Source organism: Streptomyces sp. NPDC046308 (genome assembly GCF_055588065.1).
In genome coordinates, this window is sequence record NZ_JBVJFB010000010.1 from 87,522 (window position 1) to 111,154 (window position 23,633).

Here is a 23,633-nt window from a genome sequence, read left to right on the forward strand (position 1 = left end):
ACGGGCAGGGGAGGGAGGAACGTGCCGCACGACCAGGGCCGGCCTGAGCCGGAGCAGGACACGAGCGAAGGCCTGAGCGAGCAGCGCGCGGGGAAGGGAGATCGGGGCGAGTCGTCCATCCAGATGGCGATCGTGTTCCCGTTCGTCATCCTGATCACGGTGGCCGTGGTGCAGGCCTCCATGTGGGTCCACGCCCGCAACGTCGCGCTGACGGCGGCCCGCGAAGGCGTCGCCGCAGCACGCACCTACCAGTCCCCCGAGGGCGCGGGGGCGGCCCGCGCCCGCGAGACGCTCGACCGTATCGCGGGTGACAGCCTGCGCGGGCCCACGGTCAGCACGGCCGGCAGCACAGCCACCGACGTGCGCGTGACCGTGACCGGAAGCGCTCCGTCGATGCTGCCGGGCCTCTCCGGCCTGTCCGTCTCACAGTCCGCGTCAGCGCCCCGCGAACGGTGGACCACACCATGACCACGGCCACGCCCACGACGGCGGGCGGTTGGCGTGCGCGGCTGCGCGAGGACCGGGGCAGCGAGGCGATCGCCACCGCGATCGTCACCCCGCTGCTGCTGATGCTGCTGTGCACGGCGATCGCCGGCGGGCGGATCGTCACCTCCGGCGCGAAAGTCGACGCCGCAGCCGAGGACGCCGCCCGCGCAGCCTCCATCTCCCGCACCTACTCAGGTGCCCAGGCCGAAGCCGGCGAGGCCGCAGCGCGCTCCCTGAACGATCAGGGCATCCGCTGTGCCTCCAGCAGTACCAGCGTCGACACCTCCGGACTGGCCGTACCGCTCGGCGAGGTCGCAACCGTCACCGTGACCATCTCCTGCACGGTGCCGCTGTCCGACCTGCTGCTGCCCGGCGTGCCCGGCTCCAAGACCATGACCAGCACGTTCACCTCCGTCGTGGACGCCTACCGCTCCCGGGAGGGATGACCCGTGCCCCATCCGGTGCCCACCCCGATCCGTCGGCGGTTTCAAGGGGACGACGGCGGAATCGCCGTCTACACCGCGATCGTCACCATCGCCCTGCTGGGCATCATCGGCCTCGCCATCGACGGCGGCGGCAAACTGCGCGCCACCGAGCGCGCCGACGCCGTCGCGATGGAAGCCGCCCGCGCCGCCGGACAGGCCATCGACCCCGCCGCCGCCGTCACCGGTGAGCAGGTACGCGTGGACCCCGAAGCGGCCCAGGCCGCCGCGTACACCTACCTCGCCCGTACTGGCACCCAGGGCACCGTCGGCCTCTCCGCCGACCGCACCCAGCTGACCGTCACGGTGAACGGGTCGTACGCCACCAAGTTCCTTTCCGTCGTCGGGATCGGCTCGATGAGAGTGAACGGACACGGCAGCGCCCGGCTCCTGCACGGCGTGACCCAACCCGAGTAACCGCCGGACCACCAGAAGGACCTCGCTCATGACGAAGCCCACCCCCAAGCTGACGCGTCCGCCGCGCGGCGGCGCGCAGACGGCGGCCGCCGTGGCCCGCGGCCTGCTCAGCCTCACCGTCCTGGCCGGGCTCCTCGCCGGCCTGCCGATCCTGCTGTGGTGGGCCACTACGATCGTCGGGCCTCCCGGAGTGGCAGCCCTCGGCTCGCTGTTCTCCACCAACGACTCCGGCCAGGTCTTCCTCCTCGCCCTCGCCGTCGCCGGATGGGCCGGCTGGTTGCTGTTCGCGTGCGCGGTGCTGCTGGAGATCCCCGCCCAACTCCGCGGCCGCGCCGCCCCGCAGATCCGCGGACTGGTCGGACAGCGGGCCGCCGCCACACTCGTAGGCGCGGTTCTGCTGGCCCTGCCGACCACCACCGCCCTCGCCGCGCCCGCTACCGCAAGCCCCGCAGCCCCGGTGAGCATGAGCGCGTCCGCCGTCCCTGGTGCCACGGCCGAGAGCGGCACCATCACGGGAACCGCGGCGGCCGTCGACCCCGGAACTACGCCTGTGGCGTACACCGTGAGGGACGTGAAGCCGGCCGAGAGCCTGTGGTCGATCGCGGAGCAGACCCTCGGCGACGGCCAGCGATGGGAAGAGATCGCGGCGCTCAACGAGGGGCACAACATGCTGGACGGTGGCGTCTTCCATGCCGAGCACCCCATCCACCCCGGATGGATCCTCGCCCTCCCCGCATCGGCCGAGAACACAGCGGGAACGCGGGCCCAGGGCGCTGCCACGAGCCCAGTCGGCAATGCAGGCGTCGAGTACGGCGTGCGGGAGGGCGAGAATCTGTCCTCGATCGCCGCCGACCAGCTGGGCGACTCCGGCCTGTACACGGAGATCTTCGAACTCAACCAGGGCGAAGCCCTCCCCAACGGAGCAGGAACTTTCACCGACCCGGATCTCATCTACCCCGGCCAGCAGCTCACTCTCCCCCAGGCCGGCGCCCCCGCATCACCCGCGCCCGCCCCCGCCCCGGACAAGGCCGACGGCGGGGCAGCCACGACGCCGTCGGCCGCCACGACGCCAACAGCGACGCCGCCCGCGACCTCCTCCCCCGGCCCCGGCACCTCCACACCCGCGGCCCAGACCCCCGCTCCGGCCACAACCACGCCTGCCGCGCAGCTCCCGCAGCCCACCCCGCAAGCCACCGGCACCTCCGATGCCCCGGCCACACCGACGCTGAAGAGCCAGACTGCCGGCATCAACTGGGTGCTGATCGCGGGTATCGGAACGCTGCTGGCCGCCTCCCTCGCCGGCGCGCTGGGCGTGCGACGCATCCTGCAACAGCGCCGGCGCCGCGCCGGGCAGACCATCGCCCAGGACACCGAGCCCACGAACATGGAGCAGACCCTCGCTGCTACGTCGGAGCCTGCCGGTGTCGAGCTCCTCGACCATGTCCTGCGTACCCTCGCCCACCGGGCGGCCGACAGCGGCCGTGATCTGCCCACGCTGCGCGGGGCCCACCTCACGGAGACCGAAGGCGTCACGCTCCTCCTGGACGAACCGGCCGAACCTCTCCCCCCGTTCGTCTCCGGCCCCGATGCGCGGACCTGGGTCCTGGACCGCCAGGCATCCCCGGCCACCGCCGAGGAGCTCCGGGACATCGAGGCGCCCTATCCCGGACTGGTCACGCTGGGAGCCGACGAAACGGGACTGCTTCTCGCCGACCTCACCACCTGCCGTGTCCTGCTGCTGGACGGCACCCCCGACGAGGTCCTCGAAGTGGCCCGAGCCATCGCCCTGGAACTGGGCACCTGCGCGTGGACCGACTACAGCGAAATCCTCACCACCGGACTCGGGACCCGCCTCGCCGGCCTCCTGCCGCAGGGCCGCATCCGTACGATGCCGCACCTGCCCGCCGTCGCCGCCGACCTCGGGGAACTCCTCCTCGAAGCGCACCAGAGCGGGGAACAGGTCCTGCCGTGGCTGCTCATCGGTGCCGGGGACCACGCCGAGGACAACGTCATGCAGCTCGCGGACGCCCTGTCCGCCGCCCGCGACCTGCAGACCGCCGTGGTCCTGCCCGCCACCGCCACCACCCGCCGCGCGTTCCCCCACGCCGAGACCCTCGACAGCACCCGTGACCACAGGGCGCTCCTGACCCCGCTGGAGACCCCGGTCACCCTGCAACGTGTCACGGACGAGCAGTACCGGGAGTACATCCACGCCCTCCAGGTCTCCACCGAGGAACCGGCGGCCGCGACCGGGCCCTGGGAGTTCGCAGAGGACCACGGCCAGACGGCCGCTGCCGGAGTGCCCTTGACCGTCCGGGTCACCAGTGCCGACGCCGCACAGGACCCCGGCAACCCCTTCCCCGCACTCCTCGCCCAGTCCGCCCCCACCCCGACCCCCACGCCTCAGGAACCGGCTCCCCAGGCCACCGGCACCTCAGGCGACACCGACCAGACCCAGGAAGCCGACCAGGACCCGGCCGAACCGGCCCAGCTGGTGCCCCAGCAGATGACCGCCCCGGCCCCCGATCCCGTCGCACGGCTAGGAAAGGCATCCGCCGACGAGAGCGTCGGCGTGCGCATCGACATGCTCGGGCCGCTCCGCATCACCGGCGGCACCGGATCCACCAACGCCCACACCCCCCGCGCCATCGCCATCGCCGCCCTCATCCACCTCCGCCCCGGACGCACCGCCGAATACCTGTGCCGGGCCATGGACCCGGTCAGCCCTTGGAACACCCGCACCCTGCACTCCCGCCTCTCCGAGCTCCGCAACGAGATCGGCCTCACCGAAGACGGAAGCCCGCGGCTGCCCCGGCCCAAGAACGGCACCGGATACACCTTCCACCGCGACGTCAGCTCCGACTGGGACCTCTTCCAGCACCTGGCCACCCGCGGCCTGGCCGCCGGACCCCAAGAAGGAATCGCCGACCTGGAGCGCGCCATCGCGCTGGTACGGGGCAAGCCGTTCGACGGCCGGAGCCTGCCGTGGGCAGACCCGGTGATCCAGGAAATGCTGTCCCGGATCACCGACACCGCCCACACCCTCGCCCGCTGGCACACCGACGGCGACACCCCCGACCTCGACGCCGCCCGCCGGACCGTCCTTCACGCACTCGACATCGAGGAGACGTCCGAAGTCCTGTACCGGGACCTCCTGCACATTGAGTGGGCCGCCGACAATCCGGCAGCCGTCCGCAGGACAGTCGCCCGCGTCCAGCAGATGGCACGGACCTACGACATCACCCTGGACGCCCTCACCGAGGACACCATCAACCTGGTGTTGTCCGGGCGCACCTCCCCCTCCGCCGCCCGCTGATTCACCGGATGCGGGTGTGGGGCCTGCCCCGTCTGTGAACAGGCACGTCCATGGCAGCCGGCCATCTTCGGGATCGGCGCCCGACGGCAGCGGCTTGCTCACCTCGTGACAGCCACGATCACTACAGCTGGGCAGCGCAAGCAGGGACACCCTCCCGTCCCGGCTGACACCCATCCGGCGCCACCGCCGCGCCCATTCACAGGATTGACGGCCGTTCCGATCTTTACGAGGGGGCTTCCTCCATTTCGTCATCCGCGGGGAATGGGCAGGCGGGCAGGGGCCGAGCACGTCTCGTCGCCGTCTGAGCTTCGGACCGACGCTCGTCGAAGGGCGATATGGCCTGGAATCCGGAAAGTTCCGCCGCCACACCGCCGCCGTACTTCATGCTGTCCGCATGGGTGGGTGGCGATTCAACCAGACGGTCATCATCCTTGGCGTCGGCGCCATGGTTGCGCTCGCCGGCTACTTCGCGTTGCACTCCCTGCAAGAGAACGACCAGATGGCCAGTGTCGTAGCCTCCTTCGTCGGCGTCATCGCGCTCGTACTGGCGCTTCTCCAGTGCCGCCAGCAGGGGGGCCAGCTTCCCTCGGTTCCTGACTCTGCGCAGGTCGCGGACGTTCTGGCCGTCAGGGTGGCGAAGCAGCGGGACGAGGAGTGGCAGGTACGTGAGCTCGAGCACCCCTACCTCCTGCCCGTCGCCTGGCAAGATGTCGAGGCTGACTTGGTTGAGGAGTGGGGCCGGTTGGTTTCCGTCCCCGCAGGGTGGCCGGGCGGGCCTCCCGGGGATCCCTCGCTGTGGCCGACGGCTGCCACGGGCTTGTGCGGCGGGGATGGTGAGATCGGTGAGGTTTTCCTCCGGCGTGTGCCCACCCGCCGTCTTGTGGTGCTCGGGGAACCCGGGGCCGGTAAGAGCGTGTTGTTGACACGGCTCCAGGGGGCGTTGCTGAGCGAACGCGCGAACGGCGGACGTGTGGCGGTCGTCTTTCCGCTCGCGTCATGGGACGTGAGTCGGCAGACGTTTCGGGCGTGGATGACGGAACAGCTGGTGCAAGATCACGGACCTGCCTTGCTCTCCGCCTCGACCTCCGTAGTGAGCCGCCGGGAGATGAATACCCGGGCGAGGGTCATCGCCGAGAAGTTGATCGACGAGAAGCGCGTCTTGCCGCTGCTGGATGGGTTCGATGAGTTGCCTCGATCGTTGCGGCCCCGAGCACTCGCCGGTATCAACGCCTTGTTGCCGTCCCAATGGCCGCTGGTCCTGACGAGCCGGACGGCGGAGTACCGCGAGGCGCTCAGGAGCGAGGGCGAGACAACGGGTCCCCTGCTGGCGGCGGGTGGTATACGACTGCTTCCGATGACCCGGCAGATTGCCCTGGAGTACCTGCGGTCCGACGCTGGCGCGGCCCGTGCACGGTGGGACGAGATCAGCTCGGTGCCTGATGGCTCGCCTGTGGCCGAGGTTTTGGCGACACCGCTGGGTGTGTTCCTGGCGAAGACGGTCTTCAATCCCCGCAGGGGCGAGCCCCTCGACTCGGTGCCCCACCCGAGGAGCATGCTGAACCATGCGAGCAGGGAAGACCTTCTGGCCTTCCTGTTCCGATCGTTCCTACCGGCCGCCTACCGCAGCGATCCCCAGAGACCATGCCGTTGGACGCGAGAGCGCGTGGAACGGACCCTGCGTTTCCTGGCCGGCCACCTCGAACGAACACCGAACGACGACCAGCTGCGCTGGTGGCAACTGCGGCGACTCTATCCGCACGTGGCGATCCGGTCCTTGGTGGGAGCACTCGCCGGTCTCCTCGCTGGCGGCATCGTGTTCGTCGGGTCCCTGCTGCTGATCGGAATCGGGTTCGCGCTGTACTTCTTCGTCACCGCGCTCGCTCTGCCCGGCGAGCAGAAGATCGGCCGCGTCACATGGGCCGCTTTCCGCTACGCCGCGGAGATGTCCGCCCTCCTCGCAGTTCCCAAGGCCACGGCCTGGGGTGTGCTGGCCGCGGTGATCGTCGGTATCGCCGGGTGGATCAGTACTAAACGGTGGGAGGAAGATCTGCCCGCGGTCGGCGTCCGCTGGTCCTGGCAGCAGCTCAGGGTGGATGGCACGGGGCACGTTTTTCTGGCGATGGCAGGGGGTGCAGTCGTGACCAGCGGTGTGATGACCGCGATCTCTGATGAACCCGCCGCCTGGTTTTCCGACGTCGCCTTCATCGCCTTGCTCTTTGTGCCCCTCGTGGCCGCGAGCGCCCTGGCGCCTCGCGTGGCACCGGACCAAGCCGCTGGTCCCGCGCCGCTCGTAAGGCTGCACCGCCGAACGCTGCGTGCCACTGCGCTCCGGATGGGGCTTGCCACAGCCATGGCCACAGGACTCCTGGTCGGGGTCACAGTGGGTGTGACCGAGGGATATCCGCTGTCCCTCCTCTTCGGAGTGTTCACGGCCCTCGCGGTCGGTGCGATTGCGGGGCTCACGACCGGGCTGGCCTCCACGTCATGGGCGCCCTACGCCGCGGCCACCTCACTGCTCGCGCTCAGGGGCCACGTGCCCTGGCATCTGCAGGCATTTTTGGCCGATGCCCACCGCCGGGGAGTGTTGCGCCAGGCCGGTACGGCGTACCAGTTCCGCCACCGTGAACTGCAACGCCATCTGGCGGGGCGCTCCTGAAAGGAGCGACTCTGCCACTGGGCCTACGCACTTCAAAAGAACTGTCATTTGATGGGCCGAGTCGGAGGCGCGGTCCTGGGTGGCGCCCGGCAGGCCGCCACTCGGGGGTGGGTGCTGCGTCAACTGCCGCCTCCGGTGCCGGTGCCGGTGCCGGTGCCGGTGCCGGCCAGGATGCGCGGTGCGTCATCGATGTCGACGGCGATCGCCGTGCCGTCGGTGCCGATGCCCATGAGTGCCGCCGAGGCGGGCAGGGCCTCCAGCTGCTCGCGCAGGCCGGGGTCGATAAAGCGCAGCATCGTCGGGAGTGCGGTGGTGTTCGTCATGGTGCGGTGTTCCTTTTCCGCGCTGTGCCTGGTGGACCGGGTGTTCTCCAGGCGAGGGGGATCGTGTCGGCTGAACCGGACAGGGCCGTTTCACGGCGTCGGCGGCCCCGGGGCGGTCAGTCGAGGTCGGTGGTGCCGGAGGCGGCGCGGGGCCTGTTGCGGGCCCACTTCTTGAGGCGACGCGGTAGAGGAAGGCGGAGCCGCGCTTGGCGACGTACTTCGGGAAGGTGGGGTCGGTGTGGCGGGCGGTGCGCAGGGCGTCGAGGCTGGCGATGCCCGGCAGGTGGTTCTCGAACGCCTCGCGGAGCCCTACCACCTGGTCGTCGTCGACCGGGGTCGGGCGGCGCAGCTGTTCGCCGTCGAGTCGATGTGCCTCCAGCGCCAGAGCGCGAGATCACTTTCGTGGGCAGCCGCTTGCGGATCCTGATCACGTCCGAGCGGACGTCCGACCTGATCGCCGAGATCACCCCGCAGGCCACCGCGGACCCCGCCCTCGCGGACGGCTCCGACATCTGAACCAGCCTCAGGGCCGCCGAGGTCACGCTCGTCGAACTCCGAACGGCCGAAACGGCCCGCCGGATGAACCGACGGGCCGTCACGAAATGCCAACTCGACTTACGGAGTCGTTGTTTCCTTGGTCCGGGTGAACCGGTCGCTGAAGGTGCAAACTTCATCGAAGTCTATCGAGACGCAGAGTTCGCCGCTCTTGAGCACGCTCAGCATGATACTGCAGTCACCTTGGGGGATTTCGGTGAAACTCACTGCGATTGTATCGCCGGCCGTTGCTTCCTTGGACATCACCACGTACCCGGCCGGGGACTCTTTCTCTACATAGAAGCCCCAGCTCCCGCGCCCCGTTCCGGTGGGGCAGCCCTTCACGAGCGAAGGGTCGAACTTCAGCCCCTGCGAGGTGAAGGTGTGGTCCGCCGCAAAATACAGGTGGACGCCGGCTGCCGTTGACCAGTCCCCTTCGATGTCGCCCACCTCCGCCGTGCCTTTGCTCTCTCCTGAACCGCCGCACGCCGAGAGAAGCAGAACGAATGCCAGGAGGAATAGTCGACGGCCGCGCATGTGGTCTCCAGGCTTCTGAGTTGGCGATGTGAGTGAGCTTCTACCTTACGGAGCATCCGCACATGTTGAGCGGGACTCTCTCCTGCCATGAGAAGTCCTGCGTAGTGGCGGCGCCGAAGGTCTTGGTGAAGAAAGGATTCCAGGATCTGGGGATCTGTCTGCGAAGACGTCCGCGTGAGCGCGCCCGCGCCGCTGCTGCGGCGGGCGACGGTCGAGGGGCTGGGGACGGCCGCGCTGGTCGCGGTGGTGGTCGGCTCCGGCATCCAGGCCACCGAACTGATCCACGACGTCGCCACGCAGCTGCTGGCCAACTCCCTCGCCACCGTCTTCGGTCTCGGCGTACTCATCGCCTTCCTGGGCCCGGTGTCCGGAGCGCACTTCAACCCTGCTGTCACCCTCGCGGCCTGGTGCACCGGCCGGCGCACCGGCGAGGGTCCCGGTCTGCGTGACGTCGCCGCTTATCTGCCCGCCCAGGTGGTGGGGGCGGTCGGCGGCGCGGTGCTGGCCGACGCCATGTTCGGCAAGCCGCTGGCCGCCTTCTCCACGCAGGAGCGGTGGGCCGGGCACCTGTGGCCAGCGGAGGTCGTGGCCACCGCGGGGCTGGTCTGGCTCATCTTCGGGCTGGCCCGCGCCGGCCGCGCGCAGCTGACGCCGCTGCTGGTTGCCGCGTACATCGGGGCGGCGTACTGGTTCACCTCCTCCACGTCCTTCGCCAACCCGGCCGTGACCATAGGCCGGGCGTTCACCGACACCTTCGCCGGCATCGCTCCCGCATCCGTACTGCCCTTCCTCGGCGCCCAGCTGCTCGGCGCCGCCGCCGGACTGGCCCTGGTCGTCGTCTGCTTCGGCCGCCCGGCCGCCCCGGGCCAGGACGAGGTCGTCGTACCCCGCGCCGAGCAGCAGCCCGCCGCCCCCGCCCGTTCCAATGAAGAAAGCGCCCTGACCCGATGAGCACCCCTGCCGTTCCGTCCGTGTTGTTCGTCTGCGTGCACAACGCCGGCCGGTCCCAGATGGCTGCCGCCTTCCTCACCCACCTCGGCGGCGACCGGGTCCAGGTCCGCTCGGCCGGCTCCGCCCCCGCTAGCGCCGTGAATCCGGCCGTGGTGGAGGCCTTGTCCGAGGTCGGCATCGACATCTCGACCGAGACCCCGAAGATCCTCACCACCGAGGCGGTGCAGGCCTCGGACGTGGTGATCACCATGGGCTGCGGTGACGCCTGCCCGTACTTCCCCGGCAAGCGCTACCTCGACTGGCAGCTGAAGGACCCCGCCGGGCAGGGCGTCGAGGCGGTCCGGCCGATCCGCGACGAGATCGAACGCCGCATCCGCGGCCTGCTCGCCGAACTCGGCATCGAGGCCGCAGCATGACGGCCGCCGAGACCGGCGTGCGCGTCGCGGCCATGCGGCCCGAGCACGCCGAGCAGGTCCTGGCGATCTACCGGCTCGGCATCGACGAGGGGAATGCCACCTTCGAGACTACCGCCCCGACCTGGGAGGCGTTCGACGCCGCCAAGCTGCCCGACCACCGCCTGGTCGCTCTCGAGGAGGGCGACCGGGTGCTGGGGTGGGCGGCCGTGGTGCCGGTCTCCGACCGGTGCGCGTACGCCGGAGTGGTCGAGCACTCCGGCTACGTCCACCCCGACGCCCGCCGCCGCGGCATCGGCCTGGCCCTGCTGACCGCGCTACTGGACTCGACCGACGCCGCCGGGATCTGGACCGTGCAGTCCGGCATCTTCCCCGAGAACACCGCCAGCCTCACCCTCCACCAACACGCCGGATTCCGCATCATCGGCACCCGCGAACGCATCGGCCGACACCACGGGGCATGGCGCGACGTCACCCTCATAGAACGCCGCAGCCCCCTCATCAACTGACCGTCCTGCTTTCGCGGCCGGCGGCGCTGTCGAGGTAGCGCAGGCGGGCGGTGAGGCCGCGGGCCGCGGCGGGTGGTGACGGGCGAGACGACGGAGGAGTGCACGATCCGGTTCAGCTCGATGATGAGGGCCTCGCCGCCCTTCATGCCGCGGGCGTCGTGCTTGCCCCCAGCGCGTTCCGGGCGTTGTACTGCGCCACCCACTCGGCAAGGACGGGGCAGTCCGTTGGCGGGAAGGCGACATCCGGCACGACCCGCAGCGATCCGGGGACGCTCGCGCCGGGGTGTGCCTCGCGACCGTGGGTCCGTCCCCCCGGCAAGCGCCAGGTCCAGCCGCTCATCCTTGAGGACAAGCTCACCGAGCCCTCGCCCTGGACCTGACGGCCGTCACCTTCATCGACTCTTGCGGGCTCAACGTCCTCTTGGCCCTGCGCCACCGTGTCGGCCTGGCGGGCGGAACGCCGGAACTCATCGGTCTGTGCGAGCAGGCCCTGCACCTGCCGGACCTCACCGGCACCCGCGACCTCTTCACCCTCCGCACCGGACCCTGACCGACTTCCTGGGCTGGGTACCGGGGCGTGAGAGGCATCCATTACCGTCACGGAGTGCCCATCCGCTCGTATCTCCGGGAGGACGCGTGAAGGCGCCCCAGGTGACCGTCAGGACCGAGGCCGACGGTGTGCGCGTGGTCGTATGCTCCGGCGAGTTCGACCTGGATACCGCTGGACTGCTGACGGAGGCCTGCGACACCCCGCCGGTGCCGGCCGGCCTCCTGGTCGTCGACGTGCGGCAGGTGACGTTCGGCGACTCCAGCTTCCTCAACGCCCTCATCCGCCTCCGCAACACCCGCCCCCTCGCACTGCAGGGCCCCCTCCCCTCACAGCTGCGCCGGATGATGGACATGACCGGCGCTCTGGCCCTCTTCGACATCCGGGACACCCCCCACCATGCCGGCTGAACCCCTCACCGCCGGCAGCGGGAATCTCTGGCGGCGCCTGGGGCAGGCGATCCGTATGAGGCCTCGATCCGGCAGAACAGGTCTCCCGGCCACGATGAACTGCGCGCAGGCCCGGGAGACCGCCCGCCACGTCCTCGCCCAACACCATGCTTCGGATGCCCTGGTCGCCGACGTGCTGACCGTGGTCAGCGAACTCGTCTCCAACGCCATCCGCCACGGCGAAGGCCTCACCGGCTTCCACATCACCATCCAGGCCAAGCAGGTCGTCATCGAGGTATCCGACCGCTCGACCCTCCGACCACACCTGCGCCCGCCCTCCCCCAACACCCCCGGCGGCTTCGGATGGCGCGTGGTGAAAACCCTCGCACCCGGCACCTTCATCCGCTACCACCGCACCGGCAAAACCATCACCGCCCCCCTCCCCCTGCGCCCCCACTGACCGGGGCCGGTGACGGTCTACGGGTCTACGGCAGGCGGGGGTGGGGGCTGCCCAGGGGTGCTGCAGCCCTCAGAGCGTCACCCCTGGGCTGCTTCTCGGCCTGTTGAGCAGCGGCTGTGCAGGTCAGCGGCGGCCGATCCACGCGAGGACGTCCTGGAGTCGGCGGACGGCATCCTCCGCCTCCATGTACTCATCAGCGCTCGCGAGGACAGTGCCGAAGCTGCCCCCACGGTCAGCAGGCAGGGCACGCCAGCGCAGGACCGGTTCGAGCGCGTTCAGAGCACCGGAGAGAAACCAGGCCATGCGGCCATGAGTACGCGCGAGGGAGATCGCCAGGACAGCGAGCGTTTCCCGCCGATGTTCGAGCCGCTTGATCGGCGGCAGCACCTCCTGGACATCCGGCGGACCAACAACGTCACGCAGGCCGGCCTCAACCTCACGAGCGAGTGCGCACTCACTCGGCCCCAGCTCCCACACCTGGTCAAGGATCTGCTGCTCAGCTTCCTCGGCCAGCACCGCAACAATCCTTCGCATGTCCATGCGAGGCACTCTAAGCACACCGATCCCACAGCCCGACACCGCCTCGTTCCATGCCCGAGCCGGCCTGACGATCGCCCCGGAACGTCACCAACCTGCGCCCACAGGCACCGCATTGAGCCCTCCTCGGGAACGCACCGGTACCCGAAAGTTGAGCTCGCAGGCCCGCGAGCGGCCTGTCGATCAGCGGGGCAGGATGCGCAGTACTGCCTCGCGTTCGCCGCTGAGCCGCAGGCCTTGCTGTACTGCGGCGTTCAGATCGAGGTCGCCGAGCAAGGTGGCGGCCAGCAGGTGCGGCGGTCCGGTCAGTGACGCGGTGGGGTGGTCAACCCGGCCGGCGTGTGTGTGCACCGAGCCGTCCTTGACCTCGATAACCAGGTCTTCGTTGCCGTCGGCGTGCAGTTGCAGGGCGATTGCCGGCTGGTCGGGGTGGTGGTCGGTCAATGCCCGGGCGGGCACGTCCAGCCAGTGGGTGCGGAAGGTGTCGTTGCCGCCCGGCTCACGCAGCAGCGGCACGCCCCACCGGCTCAGTTCCTGCAGCACCGGCTCGAGCTCGCGGCCACGCTCGGTGAGGGAGAACAGGGTGGTGGCCACCGGCGGCGGGGCGGCCTCGCGGTGGATCAGGCCGGCTTCCTCGAGTTCGCGGAGCCTGTCGACCAGCAGGTTGCTGGCGATCCCGGGCAGCCCGTTGCGCAGGTCGGTGTGCCGGCAAGGACCCAGGGCGAGCAGTTCGCGGACGATCAGCAGGGTCCATCGGTCGCCGACGGTGTCCAGTGCTTTCGCGATGCCGCAGTACTGCCCGTAAGTGCGCATGCCACCACCTTACATCGTGGTGTTGAGATTCAAAACTTCCTTGTTGACTTTCTCAACAAGATCGGTCTAGCGTCCCTGCCCATGACCCCCACCCTTTCCGTGCGTCGGCTGGCCTGGGCCGGCGTCGAGATCCGTCTCGGCGCCACCCGCCTGCTGATCGACCCGCTCGAGAACGTCGCTCCGCTGGCGCCGGTGATGGGACCGCCGCACCGGCCGGTCGACCCGGTCGATACCCCGCCCGGCACCCACGCCCTCATCACCCACCTGCACCCCGACCACTACGACCACGACCTGATCGCCCGGATCGCGGCCACCGGCACGATCGGCTGCCACACCCCCAGCGCGGCGGCGCTGCACGAGGCGGGCATCACCCCCGTCGCCCAGGACCTGGGCCAGTCACGGCGCATCGGAGAGCTGACCGTCACCCCGGTGACCTCGCTGGACTGGCGCGGCAACGACTGTGACCAGGTCGCCTGGGTCGTCGAAGGCGCCGGCCGGCGGGTCATCCACTGCGGCGACACCCAGTGGCACGGCAGCTGGTGGCAGATCGCCCGCGACCACGGCCCGTTCGACGTCGCGTTCGTCCCGGTCAACGGCGTCATCGCCCACTTCGAGGGCTACGCGGCCAACGTCCCGGCGACCATGACCCCCGAGCAGGGCGTCGAGGCCGCCGTCGCACTCGGCGCCGACACCGTCTGCGCCATGCACTACGGCCTGTTCCACAACCCGCCGTTCTACACCGAACAACCCGACATCGAGCAGCGCTTCCAGCACGCCGCCGACGAGCGCGGCATCACCGCGGCCATCGTCGCCGACGGCCAGCCCGTCCTGTGACCATCAGAAACAAGGAGCAACACATGAAGATCGTCCTGTTCGGTGCCAGCGGCAACATCGGCCGGCCCACCACCGAGGAACTACTGCGTCGCGGCCACACCGTCACCGCGGTCACCCGAGCCGGCCACATCGACGGACTGGGGCACAAGGCCCTGACCGTGACCACCGGTGACGTCACCGACGCCGCCGCGGTCGCCGGCCTCGCCGCCTCCCACGACGCCGTACTGTCGGCCGTCGGCCCCCGGATCGGCCAGGAGAACGACCGCGCCACGATCGTCGGTGCCGCCCGTGCGCTGATCGACGGACTCCGCCGAGCCGGTGTCACCCGCCTGGTCACCATCGGCGGTGCCGGTAGCCTACGTACGCCGACCGGCGCCCGGGTCATGGACGACCCGGACTTCCCCGCGCTGTGGAAGGCCAACGCCGAGGCCCAGTCCGAAGCGCTCGACCTCTACCGCGGCGTGCACGACCTCGACTGGACGTACGTCTCGCCCGCCGCAGTCATCGGAGCGGGCGAGCGGACCGGGGCCTACCGCAGCGCCGGGGACACCCTGCTCACCGACGACGACGGCAACAGCCGCATCTCGTACGCCGACTACGCGATCGCCTTGGCCGACACGATCGAGAGCGGCACCGCGATCCGCCGCCGCATCACCGTGGCGTACTGAGCCATGAGCACCGACGCCGCCGGCCGGCACACCCGATTCATCGTCCTGCTCGCAGCGCTCGTGGCCCTGGGACCACTGTCCATCGACAGCTACCTGCCCGCACTGCCGGACCTCGCCGGCGACCTGCGCGCCGGCGCCGCGGCCACCCAGCTCACCATCACCGCCTGCCTGGCCGGGCTGGCCATCGGGCAGCTGATCGCCGGGCCGCTGAGCGACACCTACGGCCGGCGGCGTCCGTTGCTGGCGGGCCTCGCCCTCTACACGATCGCCAGCGCGCTCTGCGCGGTGGCGCCCGACGTCCGGACCTTCGTCGGCCTACGCCTGGTCCAGGGCATCGGCGGGGCGTTCGGCATCGTCATCGCCAACGCCATGGTCCGCGACCGCACCTGCGGAACCCGCACCGCACGTCTCTTCTCCGCACTGACCTTGATCACCGGCCTGGCGCCGGTGTTCGCGCCGGTCCTCGGCGGCCAGCTACTGCGCGTCACGGCCTGGCCGGGGATCTTCGTGGGCCTGGCCCTACTCGGCGCCGTGATGCTGGCGGCCTCCGCCGCGGGACTGCCGGAGACCCGGTCCTCCGCGTCACGCCAGCCGCTGCCGGCTGTCGTCGGGCAGCTGCTCAGCGACCGGGTCTTCACCGGGTACGTCCTGGCCAACGGCCTGGTCTTCGCGGCGATGTTCGCCTACATCTCCGCCTCGCCGTTCGTCCTGCAGGAAATCCACGGCCTGTCACCGCAGCAGTACAGCGCCGTGTTCGCCGTCAACGCCGCCGGACTCATTGCGGCCGCCCAGATCAGCGGCCGGCTGGTGGCCCGGGCCGGCGCCCGCGTGCTGCTGCTCGCCGGTCTGCTGGGCGCGACAGCCGGTGGCACCACGGTCCTGGGCGCGGTGCTGACACGGGCACCCCTGCCCGCGCTCCTGATCGGCCTGTTCGTCCTGGTCTCCAGCGTGGGCCTCGTCATGCCGAACGCCGCGGCCCAGGCCCTGGCCGACCACGGCGGACACGCGGGGTCGGCCGCCGCTCTGCTCGGCTTCAGCCAGTTCATGTTCGGCGGGGCACTCGCTCCGCTGGCCGGCGCGGGCGGCGCCACCGACGCCTTGCCGATGGGAATCATCGTCGCCGTGCTGCCGGCGCTCGCTCTGCTCACACTCGGCGTCCTCACCCGGTCGACGCCCGGTGAGCGCACTCGCAGGCCGGCTCGCCAAGGACCTGCCGGGCACCGGCGACCGCGCCGGCACATCGATCGCAGACGCGGCAAGGTCCACTAGCAGCTGAAGGGTCAGTGGCCCAACCGTCGCGAACCACGCCTACCTGGCACACCCTCCGCCAGGCCGAAGTTTGACGCGCGGTGGATAGAACACCACCGGCATTCGGACTGACACTACTGAAGAACGGTGTCGTCGGCGCTGAAGATCAGATGTCGTTCAACAGAAACGAGCCCCCAGGACCCTCAACAACTCTGCCAAAAAACCCGCCTCTTCAAGAACCTCGCAACACCCTTTGACGAGGAAATCCCGGGACAATCGGGCCGCAAGGCGTGACCGAACGTCACCTCAGTTCCAGAGCGCTGCTTGTCACTTCGCCGTAGCTTCGGGAGGACAGGGCCGAGACCGCAAGAGGAGACGACGAGCGCCTTCGCGTCCTCGACAGCGGGCAGCGTCGTCAAAGCGGTGACAGCCGCTCCCCCGTGACACGGCTGCCACCGGCCTGCCATCACCAACGCCGCCCGGCCCACCGGGACACCGTCAGGCTGACCGGTGTGAGCAGGAGGAGCTTGGGACGGTTCGGACTTCGTCAGTCCTGCTCGGGCAGGCCGCCGGGCCGTGGCGGACACAGCAGAGCCCGGCCGAGTGGGGTCCGGGCGCCGGCCGGGCGCTGCATGCGCGGGCAGCCGTCATAAGCGCACCAGCACTGCATCCCCGGCCCCCCGCGGCGCCGACGCGTCGGACCGCCCAGAGCCGGCCCGGTCCTTCTGCCGCTGCTGCGCCAGCGCACCCGCCGCCGGAATGCCGATCATCACGGCCGCCGCTGCCGCCTTCGCCGGCTCCTCGGCCGCCCACGCCCCCCGTACACCCGCACTCCTCCCGTATCCGGGCACACGTGCCTGCACCGGGTTGCACGAGAGGAGACGGCATGAGAAACCCCCGTACGGGCACGGCGTGCGGGGGTCGGGAGGGGACGCAGGTCAAGCAGCCCTCGCAGCCAAAGATCCGCTTCAGCACAGGACAGTGCCCATCGGTGCCAGCAGCGATCCCCGCGCCGGCCAGGGCCTCGACGTCGTGTAAACCCACCCTCGGCCGCCAGGGCGGGCTCGCTGGGAGCAGGAATTATCCGCGGACGGCGGCTGCGCCTGAGATCTCTACTGGACCTCACCCGCAGCGCCGCGGCGGACACCCCAGGGAAGGGACTACGCGATCAAACCGATCACGGCGGTGACGAGGTTCGCGATCGGGGCGCCTACGTCGCCGACGAAGTCGGCCGCCTTCTGGAGCGAATCGCCGAAGACCTGGAGCACGTTCCTGCGCGGTGTGCCGGACAGCGCTTCGTCTTGGAAGGCGGTGAGGTCCCTGCTCACTTGCTCGGCCTCTTCGGTCGGCAATCTGCTTGCCGTCAGCGCGATGGCTTCCGTGAGCTGCTTCAGCAAGGCCTTGGCTTCGTCGGGCAAGGTCGAACTGTCTATCCGGTTGAAACTGCTCGTCACGATGTTTCCGCTGCCGATGACGCCGTGGATGTCCCCACCTGCGCGTGTGTGGAACTCGTTCACGGTCCCGCCTCTCCCTGCCACCACGATCCGGTCCGCGATGTAGACCGGCTGCGAACCGCCATCTGCGGCGGTGTCGCTGTCCAAGCGGGTCCATCCGTAGGTGGCATTGTCGATCCGTGCTAGCTCGTGCGCCCGTTTCTCGCTCAGAAGGTGCACCGCGGTTTGCCATTCGTCCGCGGTCACGAGCTGCTCTGCCTCGTAAGCGGCAGCCAGGATCGGATCCTGGTCGAACCCGTACTTCCGCGGGCTGGACAGCAGGTCGAGTCCTCGATTCAGGAAACGTGTCACGGCCTCAGTGTTCCTGCCGTCCTGCGCCTGTCTCGTCAGGAAGCGGAGTACGAGCCGCACGCACTCGTACTCCGTGTGGAGACGGAGCAGATGGATCCGGAGCCGGCGCAGGGCGTCCTTGTCCGGTCTCGGGCTCGTCCGCTCGATCAGCCAGACGCCGACCAGCGTCCCCCGGAAGCTGATCCGACAGTGCGCCAGGCGCACCCCGATGTCCTGCCCCAGGTCCACGACCATGGCGTCGAGCGGTAGCTCGGCTTCCTGGGGCGAGTAGTCGACCAGCAGCAGCGGCCGACCGGGCCGGAGCCAGAAGCGGTCGACCGCAGAGGCGGAGTTGGGGCACCTGGTCGTCGCCCGGAGGAGATGCGCCGCGAGGGGCGCTCCTGCTTGTCCGAGGCAACAGCCGTTCCGGCGGTCGCCATCACCGCAGGACGTGACGGTGACAGGAAGATCGAGCCAGTTGATCAGGAGTGCAACGAAATCCTGGCTGCGGAGTCCCGCCCGCCCCCGTCTTCCTGATCTTCCACCCGCGACGGCCAGCTCGAACCGGGTGCTGACGAACCCGTCGGTGACCAGCCGCCGGTAGGCGCACGCGAAACCGGAGGTGCGCTCGTCCCCAGGCAGGAGGGGAAGTGCCGAGAAACTCGGTGGAAACCGGAACACGCTTGCGGCGTCGCAAAAGACACCCTCGCCGAACCAAGGCACCAAGCCGCCCAATTTCCTGGGGCGTACCGGCCCTGTCGATCTGACGAACTCGCCCGACTGCGCCAGCGGCCAGCACGGAACGTCGAGTCGGCGGGTTTCTCGGGCCAGGAGAGGGCGCAGGTCGGCGATCGGGAATTGTGTCACCAGGAACACCCGCGATCACCTCTTGTGAAGGTCGCTGGGCTTCCCTCGTTGCCGAACGCGGAAGGAAGCCCGCCGACGGCGTCCTATCGGATTTGAACCGATGACACCCGCGTTAACAGCACGGTGCTCTGGCCTGCCTGAGCTAAGAACGCTTTCGGCCGGAGGGCGTAACCCTTGCCCGTTGAGGGGAAGGATTCCGATTTCTCCTGTGAATCAACCGTAGCCCCTGAGCAGAGCTCCCGGCGACCTCGCGCCAGGTTTCAACCGCGCCCTCCGCGTCGGCGGGTGGCGGGCCGCCGACCAACCCAAAAGCCCGCCTGCGCCTCGCTGAGCCCTTCAGCTCGGCGACCTTCGCCGGCGCCGCTCGGTCAAGGTCGTGGTCGCCGGATCGTAAGCAGCGTTGTGGCTCACCTGGCCGGGCCCCGGTACGGACTGCTGGTTCCGCCTCCAGCAGGTGCTCCAGCCGTAGCCTGAGCCGCTCACACTCACCCTCGCGCAGGTCCTCCAGCCCGAGACCCCGCCCACTCACCATTGAGCAGTCCGGCAGGGCCCCACGCTGTTCGGTGAGGGGCGGACAACGGTGACCGATAGATCACGCCTCGTTCTTCCTGCGGCACGAGAAGTGTTCGGGCAGCCCTTCGGGGCCTGGAAGGCTTGCCGGCTGGCCGCAGCCGAAGCGGCAGAGCGGGATCGCTTGACCCGACCCTTGGGCCGGAACCCTGGCGGCCTCGGTTTCCTTAGGGCGGGACTCAAGGATCATCGTCCGGCTACCCCGTCTCTGCTTCGGTTCAGCCCGCACCTCCGAAGCCGGACGGTCCTCGGTGCACCTGTCACGCCGGTCCCCGTGTCGTACGGATGGCTGGCGCTCATTGTCGTCCAGGGCGGGCCCGTTCGCCTCGAGGTACTGCTGCCACTGTTGTGCGGGGAGCCAACCGTGGTGGCCGCCCCGCTGGAACGGGATCCGCTCACCGGCCGCAGCTTCCACAATGAACCGGGTGAGGGTCAGGGCGCCTTCCCCTGTGTAGGTGCTCGACTGATGGGCTGGCACGAGGACACGGTGCCAGCCCCCGCAGTACCCGGCGTCGGTGGGGTTCTCCGGGTCGTAGGGCATTTCCGGGCACCGGGTGAGCGCGCCACTTTGGTTGCACTTGCCCTCCTCCAGGACGAAGTTGCCGTCCTGGACCGCGATGGGGTTCTTCTGCACACGGATGACGGAGGCCGGCAGGTTGGGCGTGCGGACGTATGGGACGGTGCCGATGCATGCGTGGTCGGGGTCGGCGAAGTCCCAGACCGACTGGATACCGTCGCGGCGCCGGAACCCCTCCCGTGCACGCATTCCGCGGGCTGTCTGGGGGCTCAGCTGAGGCTCGTAGCCCAGGACGATGCCGTTGGCGCCGCGGATGCGCACATCGAGGCGCGCGTGCCCGTCGGCGGCCGACGACTCGATGTCTGCGTGGAAGCCGTGATCTTCGGAGTCCTTCGCGACGCGTTCCTTGCGGGCGAGATGCTCGTCGGACTCATGGCTGATGGGCTTCTCCCCGGGTTTCCGGTAGTGGGAGGCAAGCAGTACGCCGTCACGCTGGACGAGGTACATGGGGACGCGCCGGCCCCGGAGGTCCCGGCAGTCAGGGCAGATGAGCCCGCGCTTTGCGACGGGGACTCGTCCTCGCATCCGTAGAAGCACGTTCAGGAGGTCTTGGCCTTGCGGGACGCCGAGGTCGGGACGGTCAAGGTCGAGGTTGCGGCCGGCCGGTTCGTAGTAGACGGGGTTACGGAAGAGGTCTTCGTCGCTGTCGATCTGAAGGTCGTCGTCCATTGGTACTCCCCGCAGCCGCCACGAGTAGGACTCACAACGCTACGGGGAGGGTCTGACAATCGGGGCTGAACTGCGGAAACAGGGGGCAGCGGGGCAGCGGGGCAGGCTCAAACGTCCCCGAACGGCATGAGAAACCCCCTGCAGCGGTACGCAGGGGGCCGGATGGTTCGTGTGGGGCTGTGGCGTCACCACCCGTGAATGAAAGCGGCGGCCCCGGCGGCGTTGTCGGCGACTCCGACGGGCAGCCACTCGCCGGACTCGTCGTCGAGCTCGAAGAGGACGCGGGGGGCGTCAGGGGCGAGGTGTGCGGCTCGACCGCGGGCCGCCGGGTCCAGGGGTACGGCTCGGCGGCGGCCGGTGATCTGCCTGTCGGACTCTCGTCGGCGGTCGCGGCGCTCAGCCCACGCGGCGAGCGGTTCCCTGTCGGCGTCCACGTCGCCTCTCCTATCGCCAGCGGGCCCCGGGCAGCAGGTTCCCGGGGGCATCCAGCCATGGTGTCTCACCGTTGTGGCCCACGGTAAGGACGGGGCTGCCTTGGGCCTCCCACCCCGCAGCCCCCCACCCCGAGCTCCGCCCCTGCAGCTGCGGTACCAGGGCAAGCGGAATCCGCGGCTGCGGAATCCGGCCTCTCCTGGCAGGGGCCGGCACTCGGCCTCTTCGTCGCCGTGATCCTCGGCCTTGGCGCCACGGCGATCGTCAAACGCCGTCGCCGTTGCCCCCTCCGCCCCCCGGCCAGTGGTGCGCGCGCTGCACGACGAGCAGGAACCGCGTGTGCCGCTGGTCCGTAAGGTTGCAGCCATGCGCATCGGCGTGCGGGTACGGCGTCGCGTCAGATGTCGAGGAGGCCCAGTTCGCTGTCGGGCCGGCACAGCGGGCACGCCACCACGCCGGAGGCCGTCAGCAGGATCTCCCGGACGTTCTGCGCGGTCGCGGGCCGGCCGCGGCTGCTCATCGGGCAGTCGCCGGTGTGCACCCGCTCCGGGGTGCGGCGGACGCCGATGCCGTACTCGATCCACCACTGCGGCGGCTCCGGCGTCGGCCGGCGCCGGGCCTTCTCTGCGCCGGCCGCGCGGACCGCGGCGATCCTCTCGTCGACCCGGGCCAGGGTCAGCTCCAGCCAGCGGCGTATCACCAGCAGCTGCTCCAGCGCGGGCGGCAGCGGCAGGAGGGGATCGGGGCCGGACACGCGCCTACGCCGCCTCGGGCCCGGCAGGCTCCTCCGCGGGGCGGGCCTGCTTCTTCAGCTCCATGCGCGCGGAGACGACCTCCTCCCGTGCCACGGTCGCCCAGTGGGGGTGGTCGACGACGGAGATCGCCAGCTGCCGGATCTCGGCCCACATCCGGTCGACGGTCTCCTTCTCCTCCTGCGACCAGCCGGGGCTGTTGGGGACGTCCCCGCGGTGGGAGAAGCGCTCCCCGCGCGCCCACCCCGGCATCGGCTCCACGCTCCACGGCAGCCGGGCCAGGAAGGCGCGGTGCTCGGCGTTGGCGCGGTGCAGCTGCTCCTGGAGCTTGAGCAGGTCGTCGGGGAAGGAGCGCGCGTCGGATGAGGTCACCCTTCAATCGTAAACCTGTTCGATTTAAGTTGGGGAACGCGCCGCTCCGCTCCATCCCCCGGACGGCCGCACCCCCGCAGGCCCCGCCCCGTACGGACCCACACTCCACGCGGCCAGACCGGCGCGGTGCCACGCCGGAAGAAGGGCCCGTACGTGGAGGTGCGTATACGTCCCATACGTCCCATCTGGTCCGGTGCGATCTCCAACGGCCTGGGCACCCTCTGCATGCCAGCGCGGAGGGGTGGGTGGAATCCGGTCCTGGTCGCCCATACACGTCGATGAGCCCGGACCGTCACGAGGATCAAGGGCAAGGCCGCGGAGGCCCTGGATCTCGGCGGCTTCAAGCCGGTGACCGAGGCGCAGGGCGTGACCGACGCATGGTGCGCGGCGAGGACACCCTCATCGCCGTGCACCCGCGGCGAGGCCGCAGCGCCTCAACGCCCCGCAGCGCCTCGAAGCCCATGTCTACGGCGGGTCCGAAGAGTGGCGCCTTCACGGCAGCTGACTCGTAGCTCTTGATTCGAGCACCTACATGGCCGGAGGGACCGTGCTCAGCCACAGGTGCCGCATGGCCCGCCGACCGACCATCCACGATGTCGCTGCGTACCCAGACCGCCCCTGGGACGCACTGCGGTCGGCAGGCATCAGATCGATAGATACACGGGGAAACCCGATAGATCCGCGGGGCCTTTCACGCAGCATTTCGAATGTCAAGTCACGTAATGATGTGACGTGTGCCCGACTCCTCCGATCGTGTTTCTTGGTAGCAGGCCTTCCAAAAACGAGGGGGCCGCGCAGACCCAGATCCTGCGAGGCGGACTCGAGAAAGTCCCGCATACCGAAATGGAGAAGACCCATGAAGATTTCCCACAAGGCGCTCCTGGCCGCAGCTTCCGTGGCTCTGGCAGGTGGTGTGGCTCTGCCGGCCACAGCCATTGCTGCTCCAGCCCCCCAGACAACTAAGTCCACAGTGGAGGCGCCTTCCACAATCAAGAAGCACTGCAAGCACAAAAAGGCCGTGTGCAAAAAGGTGATCACCCCGAACACCCCGAACACTCCCAACACGCCCAACACCCCGGGCGGCGCGAGCAACACCCCGAACACGCCCAACACGCCCAACACCCCGGGCGGCGCGAGCAACACCCCGAACACCCCCAACACTCCCAACACCCCGGGCGGCACGAACAACACCCCCAACACTCCCAACACCCCCAACACCCCGGGCGGCACGAACAACACCCCCAACACTCCCAACACCCCCAACACCCCGGGCGGCACGAACAACACCCCCAACACGCCCAACACCCCGGGCGGCACGAACAACACCCCCAACACTCCCAACACCCCCAACACCCCGGGCGGCACGAACAACACCCCCAACACTCCCAACACCCCCAACACCCCGGGCGGCACGAACAACACCCCCAACACGCCCAACACCCCCAACACCCCGGGCTGATCGGAACACATACGAAGGCGCCGCGCAGTGG

Annotated in this window: 24 protein-coding genes and 1 tRNA gene; 15 read left to right on the forward strand and 10 right to left on the reverse strand. The window is 69.8% G+C overall.

Annotated elements, in window-relative coordinates; genetic code table 11:
* Positions 1 to 21: 21 nt before the first annotated feature.
* The 5 genes from ACZ6JT_RS31910 (at position 22) to ACZ6JT_RS31930 (ending at position 7,357) form a co-directional block, all read left to right on the forward strand.
* Positions 22 to 468 (forward strand): TadE/TadG family type IV pilus assembly protein, encoded by a 447-nt coding sequence (locus ACZ6JT_RS31910; protein ID WP_469215170.1) that lies wholly within the window; start codon positions 22 to 24, stop codon positions 466 to 468.
* Positions 465 to 932, forward strand: a complete 468-nt coding sequence (locus ACZ6JT_RS31915) for a TadE/TadG family type IV pilus assembly protein (RefSeq protein WP_469215172.1) — start codon at positions 465 to 467, stop codon at positions 930 to 932. Before ACZ6JT_RS31910 ends, ACZ6JT_RS31915 begins: the two co-directional genes overlap by 4 nt.
* A 3-nt stretch (positions 933 to 935) precedes the next feature.
* Positions 936 to 1,385: a pilus assembly protein TadG-related protein gene (locus tag ACZ6JT_RS31920; protein WP_469215173.1), complete on the forward strand. Its 450-nt coding sequence runs from the start codon at positions 936 to 938 to the stop codon at positions 1,383 to 1,385.
* A 28-nt stretch (positions 1,386 to 1,413) separates the two neighbouring features.
* Entirely contained in the window at positions 1,414 to 4,701 is a 3,288-nt protein-coding gene (locus ACZ6JT_RS31925) for a LysM peptidoglycan-binding domain-containing protein (protein WP_469215175.1), read from the forward strand.
* A 394-nt stretch (positions 4,702 to 5,095) separates the two neighbouring features.
* Positions 5,096 to 7,357, forward strand: coding sequence for an NACHT domain-containing protein (locus tag ACZ6JT_RS31930; RefSeq protein WP_469215177.1), 2,262 nt, complete (start codon positions 5,096 to 5,098; stop codon positions 7,355 to 7,357).
* Between the two features lie 119 nt (positions 7,358 to 7,476).
* Here the strand turns inward: ACZ6JT_RS31930 and ACZ6JT_RS31935 are convergent, their stop codons facing one another.
* Both ACZ6JT_RS31935 and ACZ6JT_RS31940 read right to left on the reverse strand, forming a co-directional pair.
* Positions 7,477 to 7,680, reverse strand: coding sequence for a hypothetical protein (locus ACZ6JT_RS31935; protein ID WP_469215179.1), 204 nt, complete (start codon positions 7,678 to 7,680; stop codon positions 7,477 to 7,479).
* A 615-nt stretch (positions 7,681 to 8,295) separates the two neighbouring features.
* On the reverse strand, positions 8,296 to 8,664 hold the full coding sequence (locus tag ACZ6JT_RS31940; protein WP_469215180.1) for a hypothetical protein: 369 nt from the start codon (positions 8,662 to 8,664) through the stop codon (positions 8,296 to 8,298).
* Positions 8,665 to 8,925: 261 nt separating this feature from the next.
* On the opposite strand from ACZ6JT_RS31940, the gene ACZ6JT_RS31945 reads away from it, so the two are divergent.
* From ACZ6JT_RS31945 to ACZ6JT_RS31970, 6 genes are all read left to right on the forward strand, one after another.
* On the forward strand, positions 8,926 to 9,702 hold the full coding sequence (locus tag ACZ6JT_RS31945; RefSeq protein ID WP_469215182.1) for an aquaporin: 777 nt from the start codon (positions 8,926 to 8,928) through the stop codon (positions 9,700 to 9,702).
* Positions 9,699 to 10,118, forward strand: a complete 420-nt coding sequence (locus ACZ6JT_RS31950) for an arsenate reductase ArsC (RefSeq protein WP_469215184.1) — start codon at positions 9,699 to 9,701, stop codon at positions 10,116 to 10,118. The genes ACZ6JT_RS31945 and ACZ6JT_RS31950 overlap by 4 nt, the downstream gene beginning before the upstream one ends.
* The gene (locus ACZ6JT_RS31955) at positions 10,115 to 10,624 is read left to right on the forward strand and encodes a GNAT family N-acetyltransferase (protein ID WP_469215186.1); all 510 of its coding nucleotides are present in this window, start codon (positions 10,115 to 10,117) and stop codon (positions 10,622 to 10,624) included. The genes ACZ6JT_RS31950 and ACZ6JT_RS31955 overlap by 4 nt, the downstream gene beginning before the upstream one ends.
* Positions 10,625 to 10,994: 370 nt before the next feature.
* Positions 10,995 to 11,174: an STAS domain-containing protein gene (locus ACZ6JT_RS31960; protein ID WP_469215511.1), complete on the forward strand. Its 180-nt coding sequence runs from the start codon at positions 10,995 to 10,997 to the stop codon at positions 11,172 to 11,174.
* Between the two features lie 101 nt (positions 11,175 to 11,275).
* The gene (locus ACZ6JT_RS31965) at positions 11,276 to 11,581 is read left to right on the forward strand and encodes an STAS domain-containing protein (protein ID WP_469215187.1); all 306 of its coding nucleotides are present in this window, start codon (positions 11,276 to 11,278) and stop codon (positions 11,579 to 11,581) included.
* A 55-nt stretch (positions 11,582 to 11,636) separates the two neighbouring features.
* Entirely contained in the window at positions 11,637 to 12,020 is a 384-nt protein-coding gene (locus tag ACZ6JT_RS31970) for an ATP-binding protein (RefSeq protein WP_469215189.1), read from the forward strand.
* A gap of 123 nt (positions 12,021 to 12,143) precedes the next feature.
* On the opposite strand, the gene ACZ6JT_RS31975 is transcribed toward ACZ6JT_RS31970, so the two are convergent.
* Both ACZ6JT_RS31975 and ACZ6JT_RS31980 read right to left on the reverse strand, forming a co-directional pair.
* Positions 12,144 to 12,560 carry a hypothetical protein gene (locus tag ACZ6JT_RS31975; RefSeq protein WP_469215191.1) on the reverse strand — a complete coding sequence of 139 codons (417 nt, stop codon included), beginning with the start codon at positions 12,558 to 12,560 and terminating at the stop codon, positions 12,144 to 12,146.
* Between the two features lie 180 nt (positions 12,561 to 12,740).
* A complete protein-coding gene (locus tag ACZ6JT_RS31980; protein ID WP_469215193.1) occupies positions 12,741 to 13,370 on the reverse strand; it encodes a winged helix-turn-helix transcriptional regulator in 630 nt (209 codons plus the stop codon).
* An 81-nt stretch (positions 13,371 to 13,451) separates the two neighbouring features.
* On the opposite strand from ACZ6JT_RS31980, the gene ACZ6JT_RS31985 reads away from it, so the two are divergent.
* Genes ACZ6JT_RS31985 through ACZ6JT_RS31995 form a run of 3 tightly spaced genes read left to right on the forward strand, consistent with a single transcriptional unit; the run spans position 13,452 to position 16,141 of the window.
* The gene (locus tag ACZ6JT_RS31985; RefSeq protein WP_469215195.1) at positions 13,452 to 14,204 is read left to right on the forward strand and encodes an MBL fold metallo-hydrolase; all 753 of its coding nucleotides are present in this window, start codon (positions 13,452 to 13,454) and stop codon (positions 14,202 to 14,204) included.
* 23 nt (positions 14,205 to 14,227) lie between these two features.
* Entirely contained in the window at positions 14,228 to 14,872 is a 645-nt protein-coding gene (locus ACZ6JT_RS31990) for an NAD(P)-dependent oxidoreductase (protein ID WP_469215196.1), read from the forward strand.
* Between the two features lie 3 nt (positions 14,873 to 14,875).
* Positions 14,876 to 16,141: a multidrug effflux MFS transporter gene (locus tag ACZ6JT_RS31995; protein ID WP_469215198.1), complete on the forward strand. Its 1,266-nt coding sequence runs from the start codon at positions 14,876 to 14,878 to the stop codon at positions 16,139 to 16,141.
* A gap of 1,139 nt (positions 16,142 to 17,280) precedes the next feature.
* Here the strand turns inward: ACZ6JT_RS31995 and ACZ6JT_RS32000 are convergent.
* From ACZ6JT_RS32000 to ACZ6JT_RS32025, 6 genes are all read right to left on the reverse strand, one after another.
* Positions 17,281 to 18,780, reverse strand: a complete 1,500-nt coding sequence (locus tag ACZ6JT_RS32000; protein WP_469215200.1) for a hypothetical protein — start codon at positions 18,778 to 18,780, stop codon at positions 17,281 to 17,283.
* Positions 18,781 to 18,848: 68 nt separating this feature from the next.
* A tRNA-Asn gene (locus ACZ6JT_RS32005) sits at positions 18,849 to 18,923 on the reverse strand.
* A gap of 440 nt (positions 18,924 to 19,363) precedes the next feature.
* Positions 19,364 to 20,587: a hypothetical protein gene (locus ACZ6JT_RS32010; RefSeq protein WP_469215202.1), complete on the reverse strand. Its 1,224-nt coding sequence runs from the start codon at positions 20,585 to 20,587 to the stop codon at positions 19,364 to 19,366.
* Positions 20,588 to 20,772: 185 nt separating this feature from the next.
* Positions 20,773 to 21,021, reverse strand: a complete 249-nt coding sequence (locus ACZ6JT_RS32015; RefSeq protein WP_469215204.1) for a DUF6087 family protein — start codon at positions 21,019 to 21,021, stop codon at positions 20,773 to 20,775.
* Positions 21,022 to 21,416: 395 nt separating this feature from the next.
* On the reverse strand, positions 21,417 to 21,773 hold the full coding sequence (locus ACZ6JT_RS32020) for a DUF6233 domain-containing protein (RefSeq protein ID WP_469215206.1): 357 nt from the start codon (positions 21,771 to 21,773) through the stop codon (positions 21,417 to 21,419).
* Between the two features lie 4 nt (positions 21,774 to 21,777).
* A complete protein-coding gene (locus tag ACZ6JT_RS32025; RefSeq protein ID WP_469215208.1) occupies positions 21,778 to 22,143 on the reverse strand; it encodes a hypothetical protein in 366 nt (121 codons plus the stop codon).
* Between the two features lie 1,018 nt (positions 22,144 to 23,161).
* Between ACZ6JT_RS32025 and ACZ6JT_RS32030 the strand changes: the two genes are divergently transcribed.
* Positions 23,162 to 23,602 (forward strand): hypothetical protein, encoded by a 441-nt coding sequence (locus ACZ6JT_RS32030; protein ID WP_469215210.1) that lies wholly within the window; start codon positions 23,162 to 23,164, stop codon positions 23,600 to 23,602.
* Positions 23,603 to 23,633: the final 31 nt, after the last annotated feature.

Bases quoted from the DNA above. Each gene is read 5' to 3' on its own strand.
- ACZ6JT_RS31975 (WP_469215191.1), bottom strand. From the start codon at position 12,560: ATGGACATGCGAAGGATTGTTGCGGTGCTGGCCGAGGAAGCTGAGCAG.
- ACZ6JT_RS31985 (WP_469215195.1), top strand. From the start codon at position 13,452: ATGACCCCCACCCTTTCCGTGCGTCGGCTGGCCTGGGCCGGCGTCGAG.
- ACZ6JT_RS31935 (WP_469215179.1), bottom strand. From the start codon at position 7,680: ATGACGAACACCACCGCACTCCCGACGATGCTGCGCTTTATCGACCCC.
- ACZ6JT_RS31980 (WP_469215193.1), bottom strand. From the start codon at position 13,370: ATGCGCACTTACGGGCAGTACTGCGGCATCGCGAAAGCACTGGACACC.
- ACZ6JT_RS31995 (WP_469215198.1), top strand. From the start codon at position 14,876: ATGAGCACCGACGCCGCCGGCCGGCACACCCGATTCATCGTCCTGCTC.
- ACZ6JT_RS31930 (WP_469215177.1), top strand. From the start codon at position 5,096: ATGGGTGGGTGGCGATTCAACCAGACGGTCATCATCCTTGGCGTCGGC.
- ACZ6JT_RS31990 (WP_469215196.1), top strand. From the start codon at position 14,228: ATGAAGATCGTCCTGTTCGGTGCCAGCGGCAACATCGGCCGGCCCACC.
- ACZ6JT_RS31950 (WP_469215184.1), top strand. From the start codon at position 9,699: ATGAGCACCCCTGCCGTTCCGTCCGTGTTGTTCGTCTGCGTGCACAAC.
- ACZ6JT_RS32010 (WP_469215202.1), bottom strand. From the start codon at position 20,587: ATGGACGACGACCTTCAGATCGACAGCGACGAAGACCTCTTCCGTAAC.
- ACZ6JT_RS31925 (WP_469215175.1), top strand. From the start codon at position 1,414: ATGACGAAGCCCACCCCCAAGCTGACGCGTCCGCCGCGCGGCGGCGCG.
- ACZ6JT_RS31955 (WP_469215186.1), top strand. From the start codon at position 10,115: ATGACGGCCGCCGAGACCGGCGTGCGCGTCGCGGCCATGCGGCCCGAG.
- ACZ6JT_RS31970 (WP_469215189.1), top strand. From the start codon at position 11,637: ATGAGGCCTCGATCCGGCAGAACAGGTCTCCCGGCCACGATGAACTGC.
- ACZ6JT_RS31915 (WP_469215172.1), top strand. From the start codon at position 465: ATGACCACGGCCACGCCCACGACGGCGGGCGGTTGGCGTGCGCGGCTG.